At 62.9% G+C, this 12,240-nt stretch carries 17 protein-coding genes; 13 read left to right on the top strand and 4 right to left on the bottom strand.

Going from position 1 to position 12,240, the window contains the following annotated elements:
* The first annotated feature begins 407 nt into the window (after nucleotides 1-407).
* The 12 genes from BTH42_RS22505 to BTH42_RS22455 all read left to right on the top strand — a co-directional run bounded on the left by BTH42_RS22505 (nucleotide 408) and on the right by BTH42_RS22455 (nucleotide 7,615).
* Nucleotides 408-1,676, top strand: a complete 1,269-nt coding sequence (locus BTH42_RS22505; RefSeq protein ID WP_075303370.1) for a site-specific integrase — start codon at nucleotides 408-410, stop codon at nucleotides 1,674-1,676.
* Nucleotides 1,673-2,182 carry a hypothetical protein gene (locus BTH42_RS22500; protein WP_075303369.1) on the top strand — a complete coding sequence of 170 codons (510 nt, stop codon included), beginning with the start codon at nucleotides 1,673-1,675 and terminating at the stop codon, nucleotides 2,180-2,182. The genes BTH42_RS22505 and BTH42_RS22500 overlap by 4 nt, the downstream gene beginning before the upstream one ends.
* 99 nt (nucleotides 2,183-2,281) lie before the next feature.
* Nucleotides 2,282-2,569 (top strand): hypothetical protein, encoded by a 288-nt coding sequence (locus tag BTH42_RS22495; protein WP_075303368.1) that lies wholly within the window; start codon nucleotides 2,282-2,284, stop codon nucleotides 2,567-2,569.
* A 290-nt stretch (nucleotides 2,570-2,859) separates the two neighbouring features.
* Nucleotides 2,860-3,162 (top strand): hypothetical protein, encoded by a 303-nt coding sequence (locus tag BTH42_RS34935; RefSeq protein ID WP_143752168.1) that lies wholly within the window; start codon nucleotides 2,860-2,862, stop codon nucleotides 3,160-3,162.
* The gene (locus tag BTH42_RS22490; protein ID WP_075303367.1) at nucleotides 3,159-3,851 is read left to right on the top strand and encodes a ParB N-terminal domain-containing protein; all 693 of its coding nucleotides are present in this window, start codon (nucleotides 3,159-3,161) and stop codon (nucleotides 3,849-3,851) included. Before BTH42_RS34935 ends, BTH42_RS22490 begins: the two co-directional genes overlap by 4 nt.
* Entirely contained in the window at nucleotides 3,848-4,270 is a 423-nt protein-coding gene (locus BTH42_RS22485) for a hypothetical protein (RefSeq protein ID WP_075303366.1), read from the top strand. Before BTH42_RS22490 ends, BTH42_RS22485 begins: the two co-directional genes overlap by 4 nt.
* Nucleotides 4,267-5,001, top strand: coding sequence for a hypothetical protein (locus BTH42_RS22480; RefSeq protein ID WP_075303365.1), 735 nt, complete (start codon nucleotides 4,267-4,269; stop codon nucleotides 4,999-5,001). The genes BTH42_RS22485 and BTH42_RS22480 overlap by 4 nt, the downstream gene beginning before the upstream one ends.
* Nucleotides 4,998-5,273, top strand: a complete 276-nt coding sequence (locus BTH42_RS22475; RefSeq protein ID WP_075303364.1) for a hypothetical protein — start codon at nucleotides 4,998-5,000, stop codon at nucleotides 5,271-5,273. The genes BTH42_RS22480 and BTH42_RS22475 overlap by 4 nt, the downstream gene beginning before the upstream one ends.
* Nucleotides 5,266-5,505 carry a hypothetical protein gene (locus BTH42_RS22470; RefSeq protein WP_075303363.1) on the top strand — a complete coding sequence of 80 codons (240 nt, stop codon included), beginning with the start codon at nucleotides 5,266-5,268 and terminating at the stop codon, nucleotides 5,503-5,505. Before BTH42_RS22475 ends, BTH42_RS22470 begins: the two co-directional genes overlap by 8 nt.
* A gap of 101 nt (nucleotides 5,506-5,606) precedes the next feature.
* Nucleotides 5,607-6,605: a phage major capsid protein gene (locus BTH42_RS22465; protein WP_075303362.1), complete on the top strand. Its 999-nt coding sequence runs from the start codon at nucleotides 5,607-5,609 to the stop codon at nucleotides 6,603-6,605.
* Nucleotides 6,606-6,648: 43 nt separating this feature from the next.
* Complete coding sequence (locus tag BTH42_RS35560) at nucleotides 6,649-6,981, top strand: hypothetical protein (RefSeq protein WP_075303361.1); 333 nt, start codon at nucleotides 6,649-6,651, stop codon at nucleotides 6,979-6,981.
* A gap of 25 nt (nucleotides 6,982-7,006) precedes the next feature.
* Complete coding sequence (locus tag BTH42_RS22455) at nucleotides 7,007-7,615, top strand: HK97 family phage prohead protease (RefSeq protein WP_075303360.1); 609 nt, start codon at nucleotides 7,007-7,009, stop codon at nucleotides 7,613-7,615.
* A gap of 569 nt (nucleotides 7,616-8,184) precedes the next feature.
* On the opposite strand, the gene BTH42_RS22450 is transcribed toward BTH42_RS22455, so the two are convergent.
* Both BTH42_RS22450 and BTH42_RS22445 read right to left on the bottom strand, forming a co-directional pair.
* Nucleotides 8,185-8,742 carry a tail assembly protein gene (locus BTH42_RS22450; RefSeq protein ID WP_075303359.1) on the bottom strand — a complete coding sequence of 186 codons (558 nt, stop codon included), beginning with the start codon at nucleotides 8,740-8,742 and terminating at the stop codon, nucleotides 8,185-8,187.
* 204 nt (nucleotides 8,743-8,946) lie between these two features.
* On the bottom strand, nucleotides 8,947-9,357 hold the full coding sequence (locus tag BTH42_RS22445) for a hypothetical protein (RefSeq protein WP_083654863.1): 411 nt from the start codon (nucleotides 9,355-9,357) through the stop codon (nucleotides 8,947-8,949).
* Between the two features lie 93 nt (nucleotides 9,358-9,450).
* On the opposite strand from BTH42_RS22445, the gene BTH42_RS22440 reads away from it, so the two are divergent.
* Entirely contained in the window at nucleotides 9,451-9,633 is a 183-nt protein-coding gene (locus BTH42_RS22440; RefSeq protein WP_075303357.1) for a hypothetical protein, read from the top strand.
* A 96-nt stretch (nucleotides 9,634-9,729) separates the two neighbouring features.
* Here the strand turns inward: BTH42_RS22440 and BTH42_RS34930 are convergent, their stop codons facing one another.
* Both BTH42_RS34930 and BTH42_RS22430 read right to left on the bottom strand, forming a co-directional pair.
* Nucleotides 9,730-10,221 (bottom strand): hypothetical protein, encoded by a 492-nt coding sequence (locus tag BTH42_RS34930; protein ID WP_143752164.1) that lies wholly within the window; start codon nucleotides 10,219-10,221, stop codon nucleotides 9,730-9,732.
* Between the two features lie 521 nt (nucleotides 10,222-10,742).
* Nucleotides 10,743-12,161 (bottom strand): coniferyl aldehyde dehydrogenase, encoded by a 1,419-nt coding sequence (locus BTH42_RS22430; RefSeq protein ID WP_075303355.1) that lies wholly within the window; start codon nucleotides 12,159-12,161, stop codon nucleotides 10,743-10,745.
* Between the last annotated feature and the right edge of the window lie 79 nt (nucleotides 12,162-12,240).

The raw sequence follows: 12,240 nt of genomic DNA, 5'->3' as shown, positions 1-12,240 counted from the left end.
GGGTCTGGGCGGGCGCGGGGGTTTGCGGGCGGTGGTGATTCTTCGGACGCTGACGGTTCGGTTGCTGGGGTTGCTACGCAACGGTCGGTGGGGTTGGTTGATACGTTTGCTTGAGGTTGCTAGCGGTCAGCGATTTTTTCGTTGTTCTTAGGGTGTTGGCCTTTCCTTGTTTTCTTATCGGTCTATTGGCGTTGCCCCTGTGCGGGGCGGCACCTACTTTCTTTGCTGCTGAAAGCGAATCGCTGTATTCTATGGTTTGAGTTGGACGCGTGTGAACCGCGAAAATCGTTGATTTTCAACGACTTGTTATAATATTCGCCGTTCAATGTCGTCCATCCCGGTTCAATCTTCGCCACTTTCGGCGGGGGTAGAGGCGGGGGTGTACGAACGACTCGACCGGAGATCACATGCGTAACCATCACCGCCTGACCGCGAGCAAGGTCAAGGCCCTCCTCAGCACGCCGCCCGCCAGGGCCGTCTATCACCACGACGGCGCGGGTTTGTATCTGCAATGCTCGCCGGGCGGCGCGTCGTGGCTGTATCGCTATTCCTACGTGCTGCCCACGCCGCCCGGTGCGAAGCCGAAGAAGAAGGAACACTCCATCGGTCTGGGCAGTGCGCGCGTCGTCACGCTCGCCGAAGCGCGCGAGAAGGCAGACGAATATCGCAAGCTGCGCGCGGGCGGCGTCGATCCGAAGTCACAGAAGCATGGCGCGCGTGCGCGTAGCCAGCGCGAGGCCGAACATCGCATCACGTTCGCGGATGCCGCGTCGAAGTACCTCGACCTGCGCAAACCCGAATGGTCGGCGAGCAATTACGACGCGTGGGAATCGAGCATCCGCCTTCACGCGAAGCCGCTGCATCAGAAGATCGTGCGCGACATCGAGACGAGCGACATCCTGAAGGTGATCGAGCCGCTGTGGACGACGAAGCACGCGACGGGCGTGGCACTGCGCCAGCGCGTCGAAGCGATCCTCGACTGGTCGAAAAGCCACGGCTTCCGCACGGGCGACAATCCGGCGCGCTTCGATGGCCACCTCGAAAATCTGCTCTCGAAGATGAAGGAACGCACGAGCCATCGCGCGTCCATCGACTGGCGCGAGATGCCGGACTTCGCGAAGAAACTGCGTGCCGTCGAAGGCAGCGTTGCGCGCCTGGTCGAATTCCTGATGCTCACGGGCGCACGCGCCGAGGAAGGCAGCGGCGCGACGTGGAAGGAGATCGATCTTCACGAGCGCGTGTGGCGCGTGCCTGCCGAACGCATGAAGGGGAAAATCGAGCATTGGGTGCCGCTCGGTGACGACGCGATCACCCTGCTCAAGGCGCTTCCCGGCGAGCATCGAGACAATGATCGTTTGTTCGACTCGCTCTATGGCAAGCAGATCGCCGGGACCGTGCAACGCGACATGCTGCGCAAACTCGGCTACACGAGGGAACAGGCGTCGATCCACGGACTGCGATCCAGCCTGCGCACATGGGCCGTCGAAAGCGCGAAGGCGAACGAGCGCGTGGCTGAATCACTGATCGCTCACGACTCGCGCAGCGACGTGCAGAAGGCGTATGAGCGCACGCGCTTTTACGAGGAACGCGTGCCGCTCATGGATCAGTGGGCGCGCTTTCTCGAAGGCGGCAAGGTCGTGCCGATGGATCGCTCGAAGTCGAAGGCGGCCGCATGACGGACAAGCCACGCAAGTCGCGCAAACTGTCTGCGGAAATGCTCGCCTCGCAGCAGTCTCAGAAGGAACGACATGCCCGCGTTGTGGCGTCCATGTCACCCCAGGCTCGGGCGACCTGGGGCGCGGAGGTATTGGCATTCGAGACGGAGATACTAGACGAAATCGACAGGATGGGACCAGCTCTGGATGGCGCTGTCGTCCTGATGGAGTTCGATCCGCGCTATCGCAAATTGCCGATCAGGCAGGTGCTCGAACTTGTCGAAAACATCGTGCGTGCGTATGTCTCAGCCAACGGCGAGCGCGGCGTCAGAAAGAGTCGCGAAGCGGGCAAGCGTGTACAGGACGCGCGCCGTGAGATGTGGGAGAAGTTGCGCGCGCAAGGCAAGTCCAAAACCGAATGCGACGACGCGGTTGCGCAGGAGTTCGGAGTGCGTCCCAAGACCATCGCCAACGCGCGAGCCACGAGCGCGGGCAGACATGGCGATCCGTGGCGCGGTGACGATTGAAAAAATCAATCATCCCAATGTGTACAGGCCGGGATTCCGGCCTGTTTCTTTTTCGTCTCATGCGTACTAGATTGGCTCAAACCCAACCCGGAGCCGATCATGAACGATCAACTCGAAAGCACGACTCCCAGGCGCGGTCGCGGTCGTCCGCGCAAGGTGCGCCCCGCTGCCGAAGCGCCCGCTTCCAATCCGGTCGCGCCGCTCGTCACGGATCGTCGCGGTGCCGCGAAGATCATCAACAAATCCGAATCGACGGTGAAGCGGCTGGAGAAGACCGACCCGCTCTGGCCGAAGCCGTTCGTTGTGGGCGCATACGAGACCAACTATCTGATCTCATCCGTTCACGAATACGTTCTGCGTAAAGCGCGCGAAGCACAGAACGCCTGACTTCACACCCGCATCACCGCAGCACATCAGAGTCCGCGCAGCCGGGCGCGCAGTTCAAATCTATCGAGGACGCAACGGACAGAGGATCGGGCATCGGCCCGGTCCTCGTCGTCGCGCATTCATTGCGCGCGCATATCGCTATGGAGAACCGAGATGAGCAGGCAAAAGAAAGCCCGCGCGGCGGCGGGCGAGAAAGAATCAATGGACATGCCGCGAACGGCACGCGCCGATGATAGGACGCGCCGCCCGCCCGTGCAACGTCTGCGCGCCGCCGACCGGAGGGTTTCCACATGAGAAGCCTGTCGAGAGAAACTCGCTATCCGTGGTCGGATGACGAAGCGCGTGCGTACTTGCACATGATGTGGCCGGAGCGCAATCCGCCTCTGACCGATTCACTCGCCGCTGACATTCTCGCCGCGTGGCGCGCGTCCGATGGTATCGCGCGCTGTCACTGCAAAACGCAGACGGGCGAGCGGTGTCGTAATCCTGTTTATGGCAAGGGCGGGCGCTCATGGTGGCTCCCGCTCGAATGGTTCAACGAAGAAAAGCGCGGTGAATCTTTGTGTGCGCTGCACGCAAAGGAGGCTGCATGACCGGGAAATATCAGTTTTTCCCCGATTTGCCGGGCGACATCTATTCGAATCTCGAAAGGAGCATTCTGCAATTCGGCGTGAAGCACCCGATTGTCGTCAACCGGCGCGACGGCGAAGTAGTTGACGGGTTTCACCGGGCGAAGATTTGCGCGGCGCACGGCATCGAATGCCCGCGCGTCGAAGTTGATCTGCCCGAAGAACAGGCCGCGACCCTTGCGCGCCGACTGAATGCTGATCGTCGGCACCTGACCGAGCAACAACAACGCGACGCCGTGGCCGGTCGGCTGATCGACTCGCCCGAACGATCCGACCGGCAGATTGCAGCAGAGAGCGGCACCACACATAGGACCGTGGCGAAGGTGCGCCGTGAACTGGAGGCGACCGGCGAACTGGGTACTGTATCCAGTCGCATCGGCGCTGACGGCAGGACGCGCAGGCAACCGGCGAGGAAACCCGCCACACCGAAGCCCCCGCCGAAGCGCAGACTGCCGCCCGTGGTTGAACGCCCCCTGCCGCCCGCCGAACTGCGTGACCCGTTGAAGGAATTCGACGCCGTGGTAGAGCGCGAACTCGACAAGCTCGAACGCGTGACGTTCGGAAGGCCCGCCGCCTATGCGCTGCGCAGGGCATGCAACCGCCTGCGCACTGCGGTTGCCGATCTGCTGCGTGCAACGAAGGCGGACGTATGAGCGCCGCCGCCCTGCTCGACCGGCTCGAAGGCGTGCGCGCGTGTGGCCGTGGGCGCTGGCGGGCGAGGTGCCCCGTGTGCGGCTCGCGCAAGCCCGTGCTCGCGGTCAGCGAGACCGCCGACGAAACTGTGCTGGTGCACTGCTTTCGCTCGCAATGCAACGTCTCGGAGATCGCCGCTGCCGCTGGCGTCGATCTCGCAGACCTGTTCCCGCCGCGCGTCGAGGGCGTCCACTCATCGAAGCCCGTGCGACGACGCTTCAACGCCGCCCAGGTACTCGGCGCGGTCGATCTCGAACTGCTCGAAGTGCTGATCATCGTCGGTGCGGTCATGCGGCGCGGCAGCGTGACGGCCACCGAATACGAACGCCTGCGCGTCGCGGTCTCGCGCGTGAGCATCGCGCATGGGGAGGTGTCATGAGTTTCGCCGCATTGAAGTGGGTACTGAAGCCCGAAGGCACTCATGCCCACCAACCGCCAATGTCCACCGAAAAGAAGTGGTTTCTCGCGCATCTGGCATGGGAAGCTGGCAGGAACGACAACATGATCCGCAAGGATATCGCCACACTCGCCGCCGAGGCAGGCATTACCGCGCGAATGGCGCGGCGCTATGTGCGTGAACTGATGGCCGAAGGGCCGCTGCGTTTTACCGGCGAGCGCACGGGTTATCACAACCGCGTCGCGGTGTACGAGTTTGTCTGCGCATGGATACAGGGAGCCACCGCAGTCGCAGCATCGCACACCCCGAAAAAGGAGCGGGCGCACCGGCGTTTGAATGGTGCTGCTAACGACACCATTCAAGACCTCGCGAATGGTGCTGGCAACGACACCATTCAAGACGACGGAATGATGCTTCAGGACGCACCATTCAACGACACGAAACAGCACCATTCAACGACACGAAACAGCACCATTCAAACGCCGCTCTATATAAGGGGTTTACAAAGAAAAACCAAAGGGACCAACAAACACAAACAGAAGCCGTCCGTGGATGACGTGTGCGGTCCACCTGCGCCGGAGAAAAGCGACGTGCAGGAACAGGCCGATTCCCGTTCGAACGTTGCCGTTCAAACCACGGCGGTGGACCGCATGCGCCTGAACACCACCACTTACGCGCGCGCGAGGCGCAAGGACAGGAGGGATGGACGATGAACGAGACGTTCGACCCCATCGAATCGCTACAGCGGCACGCCGCCATGCTGCTCGGACGCGTTGAAGCGGGGATGCATCCGGCGGATCGCGCACGGCTACGGGAGATTGAAGCGGGCGGCGGCGAACTCGTTGTTGTGGTTGACCGGCGCGGGGAACTGTCGGTTCTTGCCGTGCTCGACGGCCGGATCGTCGGCATGCCGTTGCTGATCACCCCACGCGGCGTCGTGGTGACGTTGCCTTTCTTCCCAGAAGGCGGCGAGGCGCATGACTGACGACGAAGGTGCGATGACTATTCGCCTGGTTGACCTGTGCCGCGAGCGCAACTTCCGGATCGCGGGCGATCTGGCTGTTCCTGAAGCGGCGGCGGAAAGCCTGCTCGGTCTCTCGCGCGGCACGCTTCGCAAGAGGTATTCGCTCGGCATCCTGAACATTCCCTATCGCCGCGAAGGCGTGCGGCGCTGGTACCGCCTCGCCGATCTCGCGCGTGTGCTGCTCGAACGGTGAAAACGGTGAAATCTGTGGTTGGCGCGGCGCGCGTCGTGACCCATCCTTCAACAAGAACGGCGCGCACCGATGCGCGCGCATCGACTTCCGGAGGCACAGCGATGAATTTCGATTTCGCCAGGCTGGTAGCAGCGCTCGCGGCGGCGGGTAACGGCGGCATGCCGGCTGCACGCACCTTCGCTGCGGGACGATGGGGAGAAGCAAGCACGGTGGCGCGGGCGCTTCAGCGCGCGGTTGAAACCGGCAGTCTCGGCGGCGTCGATTACGCCGCACTCGCGCAGGGGTTCATCCAGCTGCTCCAGGCAGACTCGATCATCGAACGGCTCGACGCGATCTCGCCGATGCGACGGGCGCCGTTCTTCGCCCCGCTCGCACGCGAGACGAAACCGGCGCGCGTCGAGTGGACTGCTGAAGGCATGCGCAAGATCGTCGCGGACATGTCCCTCGCGCCGCTGAAGGTCCAGCCGCGAAAGATCGCGGGCGGCGTCGTGATGACCGTCGAGTCGTTGCGGCAGACGGCCGGCGAACTGGAACGCGCGGTATCCGCGTCGCTTGCTGCTGCCTACGCGATGGCTGAAGGGGCAACGCTGCTGAGCGCGCATCCCGGCGATGAAGCGCGCCCTGCCGGCCTGCTCTACGGGATCACGCCGACGCCAGCATCCGGCGCTGGCGCCGACGCGTTCGCCGCTGACGTGCACGCCGCGCTCGCGAACTTCCGCGGCGACCTGTCCCGCAGCGTGTGGATCGCGAACGCTGCCGACGCGGTGTCGATGAATCTGCTCGACACCACGTTCACCGCGAACGTGACCGCCAGTGGCGGCGTGCTCGGCGGACTGCCGCTCGTTGCGTCGCCGGCCGCGCCGCAGGGCATGCTCGTGCTGGTCGATGTGAGCGCGCTGGTGCTCGCCGCTGATCCGCCGCTCGCGGACGTGACGAGCGAAGCGACGATTGATGTCGTTGATGACGATGGCGTCGTGACGACGGCGCTGCTCTGGCAATCCAATCTGACGTGCGTGCTGATCGAGCGGCGCATCAACTGGCTGGTCGCGCGCGACGGCGCCGTCGCTGCGGTTAGCGGTCTTTTCGCGGATGCGGCGTGACGCGGGCACGCGAACATATTCAACGACAGGTGCAGCACGTTCAATGGAGCTGATCGCCATGTGCTCATGCAACGAAGAAGCCGGATGCGTCTACCGCAGTGAGGCGGAGTACCGGCAGGAACGCGAACGGCAGGCCGATGCGAGCCGCATCGAGCATGAGGTGCTCGCTGTGCTGCGCGGCGAGCCCGGGCGCGTATCGGCGCTCGCACGCGACTTCGCCACGCTCATCATGGGTGGTGAGCCGCAGGGGCGCAACGGCATGGACGTGGAAGAGGTTCTGGTCGCTGGCCGAGGCATCTACTTCTGGCGTGCCGGCGATGGAACGCAGCACTGCCGCAGCCGCGACGACAGGGCCGCGCTCAGGCTCGTGGCATGACCTTCTCTCACAGAGGAATCCAACCATGAAAGTCGAAACCTATCCGCCAAGGCAAGGTCATGCGGGCGATTTCATTCGAGCGAAGTCGCTCGTGACGATTAACCGGGCGGTTGACGGGGATCGGATTATCGAAGGCATCGCGTCCACGCCCACACCCGACCGATACGGTGATGTCGTTGAACCGGTAGGCGCAATTTTCCGTACTCCATTACCGCTACTGCTGAATCACAATTCGGCTGAAACGGTCGGACAGGTACTGCTCGGCGCGGCGTCGGTCGCGGGCATCACCTTCCGCGCGCAGGTTGCAAAGATCAGTGAGCCGGGACCGCTGAAGGATCGCGTGGATAGCGCATGGCAGGCCATCAAGGCGGGGCTCCTCGCCCACGTATCGATCGGCTTCCGCGCGCTGAAGACAGAGAAGATGCACGACGGCGGCACGCGCTATCTGTCGTGGGAATGGTTGGAATTGAGTTTATGTCCGGTTCCAGCGAACCCGGATGCGCGTGTCGAGCATGTGCGTGCGACTACGGAAGAACTGGCCGCCCAGTATGTCGAACGCGTGCTTTCCGAAGCGCGCGCGGTCCGGACGGTCGTCAGGCAGGCACCGACCCGCGTGGTGAGATTGCGCGACTAGGGAAACCACCGGCGCGCGGCGGTGCTGAAAAATCCGCGTATCTGTTCGGCAAGTTGGTTGTGGCCGTGCGGCGTTTCCCGTGTCGCACGGCCTTTTTTGTTGCGCCAGCCGGACGGGCTGTCGTGCCGTGACAGTCAGCGCCGACGGAACATGCGCGCGGAAGATGGTGGAGCGCCACCGGGGGGTGAGGGAAAGAAAAAAGGGAGTTGCCCGGAAACCTCACGTGCTGGTTTTCTTTCAGGGGCGCGATTCGCGAACACGGGGTCAAATGCGCTTGAATCAGCCGCGAGCCGCGATGCATCCACAGGACTGCCGTGACAGACGAAACGTTCACCCGCACGTGTCTCGACCGGTGCGCGGAAATCGCGGCGCGCGCAATCCGTCGATGCGGAGACGCCGCCGACACATCTCGCTCACGAGTCGGGCTTGCGACACTCGTGCATCAGAAACTTCTTTACTCGGTAAAGAAGCGCCTTTCTTCCCTTGTCGTTTCGGAAAGCGCGCGACCGTGACCGCGCTCGCCGAGCAGGGCAAGCAAACGCGGCCGCTTATGGACCTCGAAGGCGCGCCTAGCCGATGAAGATTTCGTTGTTGGTCGAGAAGCCCACGCTGATCACCTGACCGCCGACGACCATCCGCCCGTATCCGAGGGATACAGGCCCGCCCTGACCCATCGTGTTCACTGCACCATCGAACGCGAATGACGGCTGGTTCTCAGGCTTCTCGGGTGTCGCCGCCGTCGAGATGCGCGGCGTTAGAAGCTGTGCGAGCCCGCCGAGTGCTATCGAGACACCGAGGGGCACAAGGAACGCAGACAGCGGAGTGAATGCGCCGACCACGGCGACCACCGCGCCGAGCAGTACCTTGCCAAGTGCGCCCGCGCCGTGCACCAGCGGAACGATCTTCAGCGTGCCCGAAGCCTGCGGATAGTCGATGTCGCTCTCGTCGTAGTCCTGATGCGTGCCACGCACAAGGAACGCGCGCGAGGGATGGTCGCGAAAGTACTGGCGCAATCCTTCGATCTGGGTCATGAGCGCGTGCAGCGCTTCGCGTGGCGAGCGCACATCGAGCGAGTACGACTTGCCGAAGCGCGGGACCATGTCGCCGTAGAAAATCACCTGAAGCATGGGGAAATACCTCACATGAAGGTGCGATGACGCAGCACCGCAGTCGTGCGGCGCTGGTAAAACTCCTGATCGGAATTAGTTGCTCCGATGATGCTGGCTTGTAACCATCATACGCCGCGCCTCGCTCGGCCTACGTGCGTCGATCTTTGTGCTTTCAGTTGCGGCGCGGCGGCCCGCGATACTTCGGTCGCGCGATTTTTTCCTCTACGCGAGCCGCGGCACATGCCTCGCCGTCTGCGGTGCCTGCCGTTCGAGCACGCCCGCTGTGATCAGCTTCGGAGCCAGCAGACGCTTCGCTTCGGCATAGTCCGCGTCCTGCGTTTGCGGATGCCTCGGGTTCGTAAACACGATTGCGCCCGCATGGAAGTTTTTGACGGCCACCGACACCGCGATCCGCAGCCGCGTTTCGAGTTGGAGCACGAGCGGATCGACAGCCCGCGCGTTGCGCTCGATCCGCAGCCAGTCCACCTCATCGTTGAATTCGGAAAAGTCCATCCACTGGCGACTGCTGCGATACAACGCGCACGAAGGGTCCTCGCGCTCGTAACCCGCAACCGGACTCCATCCGCGTCCGAATGTGTACCAGTCGCAGAGAATCGAATCGATTGCGTCCACGTGATGCCTCCGCAGGGTCGTTCAGGAACGCGCTGATTATCGCGCCGCCCGAAGTCATACACTCGCGCTATTGCCCCGCGACGGAGATGCGTCATGAAATCCGGAAACACAATCCCGAATCACCTGACCGATGAGGACACGCGCTGGTGGTCCGAATTCGTCAATGAACTGACGCTCCCGAAGGTGCACGGGCTGCTCGATGAGGCATTGCGCGCGCAGCGCGAGGCAATGAAGCGTTGGGATCACGTCGAAGCGAAGGCGAAGCGTCAGGAATAACCCTAGGTTTTCTTCCCGCCTCCATACTCTATCCGCCACCCGCAACCCGGCCGCTCGACGTGCGCCGCGCGCGCCGCTATCGTCGCGCCTTCGACATCACGCGAAGGACGACTCATGCCAGCCAGTGAACGCAAGCCACGCGCTCGCCGCATCTCGATCACGATCACCGATCCATTGCTCGCGCAGCTGGAAGCCGCCGCGCGTCGCGCCGGCTGCTCGATTGGCGACCTGCTGAAGATCGGTGGCGGCCAGCTGCTCGACGCTCACGAACGGCGCATCGAGCGCGCGAACATTCCGGCCACGAAGAACGCGACCGAACGCGGCGACGAAACATACGCGGCAGGGCCAAAATCCGGCCCGTGGCGGGCTCCGCGACGCGTGGACGTAGCCAAACGTAGGCCGAGGCCCGCCATCGTCACCAGCGAATTTTAAAAAATCCGTCGCAAAACGATAATTCGAAAAATATCGGTGGGGGTGGTGGCGGGGGTACAGATGACAAATTTCGCTGAAAACCAAGGTGGGCGTGGCTTTTCGGCCGTTGATGCGCTTTGCTGCTGCAAAGAAAGTAGGCAAAGAAAGCAGCTTCACACCGCTAATTCTTAAGCGGGAACCGTAGCGGGCCACCGGTAGTGGTGCATCTGGAATCCGTGCTCCCGCACATTCCACGTTCGTGACAAGGCAGTCATTCTTCCGGCGGCGCTGCGCGCGCCGAAGCCCCGCTCAAAAACCGCCCGCCAGTTTTTTCGGCGCCTCCCCTCGGCGCAGCCGAGGTCCCCGCTGCGCGGGCCACCCACTGGTTCCCCTGGCAGACCCGTCCGCGACGCACGCAGTGCGGAGTGGGAGCTGATGACGGCTTTGTCACTGGGGCGGAGTGTGCGGGGGCACGGATTCCAGATGCACCACTGCCTCCTCCAAGCCAGGGGACCCACTTAAGAGCTAGCGGGGTGAAGCTGCTTTCTTTGCCTACCTTTCTTTGCAGCAGCAAAGAAAGTAGGTGCCGCCCCGCACAGGGGCAACGCTAATAGACCAATAAGAAAGCAAGGAAAGGCCAACACCAAAAAGAACACAGACAAAAAAAGGCCCCACCCTGCCCAGGGGTCCAATCCCCCTCAAACCTTAAACATCAACTTCAAAAGCGCATTAACCCGCTTCCCATAAGGCGGCGAAATCAAGCCCCGCGTATTGAACCGCGACTGCGTCAACACCGGCTTCATCTTGGAAAAAGTCACAAACCCCTCATACCCGTGATAAGCCCCCATCCCGCTAGCCCCGACCCCACCAAACGGCAAACTCTCACAAGCGAGATGCATCAACGTTTCATTAACAGCCATCCCCCCGGCAATCGTCTCGCGAGTAACCCGCTCAACAGTCCGCGAATCATCGGCATATAAATAAAGCGCCAACGGCCGCGGCCGCGCATTGATCCACGCGATAGCGTCATCGAGCGTGTCATAAGGCACCAACGGCAACAGCGGCCCGAAAATCTCCTCCTGCATCAGCGCGCATTCATCCGGCGCGTCCGTCACCGCGATCAACGGAAACTGCCTGCTCCCGGCATCGGGCTCGGCATCGGTCAACGGATGCAACTGAGCGCCCGCATCGCGCGCTTCTTCGATCAGCCGCAAGAGCCGCTCGAAATGCCGCGCCGAAATAATCGACGTGTAGTCCGGATTGCTCGCGAAGTCCGGATACATCTTCGCCATCCGCGCGCGCGCCCGTTCGATAAACGCCTGCTCCTTGCCGCGCGGCACCAGCACGTAATCGGGCGCCACGCAGGTCTGCCCGGCATTCAATGTCTTACCGGCCACGAGGTTATCGACCGCGTTATCGAAACGCGCATGCGCGCCGATGATCGCCGGCGACTTGCCGCCCAGCTCCAGCGTGACCGGCGTCAGATGCTCGGCCGCCGCGCGCATCACTTCATGACCGACCCTGGTCGAGCCGGTAAACAGCAGATGATCGAACGGCTGCGCGCTGAACGCGGCCGCGAGCGCGGCATCGCCATTGACCACCGCGATGTGATTGCGCGCAAACGTCTGCCCGATCAACTGCTCGAACAACGCCGACGTGCGCGGCGTTAGTTCGGACATCTTGATGATCGCGCGGTTGCCGGCCGTCAGCGCGCTGATCAGCGGCCCGACCGCCAGCAGCACCGGATAATTCCACGGCACGATGATGCCGACCACGCCGAGCGGCTGCGGCACCACCTTCGCGCGCGCCGGCAGCAGCCACTTGTTCATGCGGCGACGCTGCGACTTCATCCAGCGTTTGCCGTGACGCAGCGCGGCGTCGATCTCTTCCTTCACGAGCAGAAATTCGGCCAGCAGCACTTCCTGTTTCGCGCGATTGCCGAAGTCCGCGTGCATCGCGTCGGCGAGCGCGTCGCGGTTGTCGAGCATCAGCTTGCGCAGCGCGCGCAGATGCGTCGCGCGCGTGTCCCACGATGGATACGGCGCGCGCAGATACGCATGGCGTTGATCGCGCAACAGCGCTCCGAGCGCGGCAACGTCCGGCAGATCGTTCTTCATCAGTGTCCACTCCCTGATCGATGATGGGTGCGCGTGCAGCGCTTATTGGTGTGTGTCGGTGTCCGGCGTCGCGGGCAGG

The sequence above is a fragment of the Burkholderia sp. SRS-W-2-2016 genome (assembly GCF_001931485.1).
Lineage (GTDB): Bacteria > Pseudomonadota > Gammaproteobacteria > Burkholderiales > Burkholderiaceae > Paraburkholderia.
The sequence above is the reverse complement of the archived record's forward strand: the minus strand, read 5'-3'. Positions and strand labels throughout refer to the sequence as shown.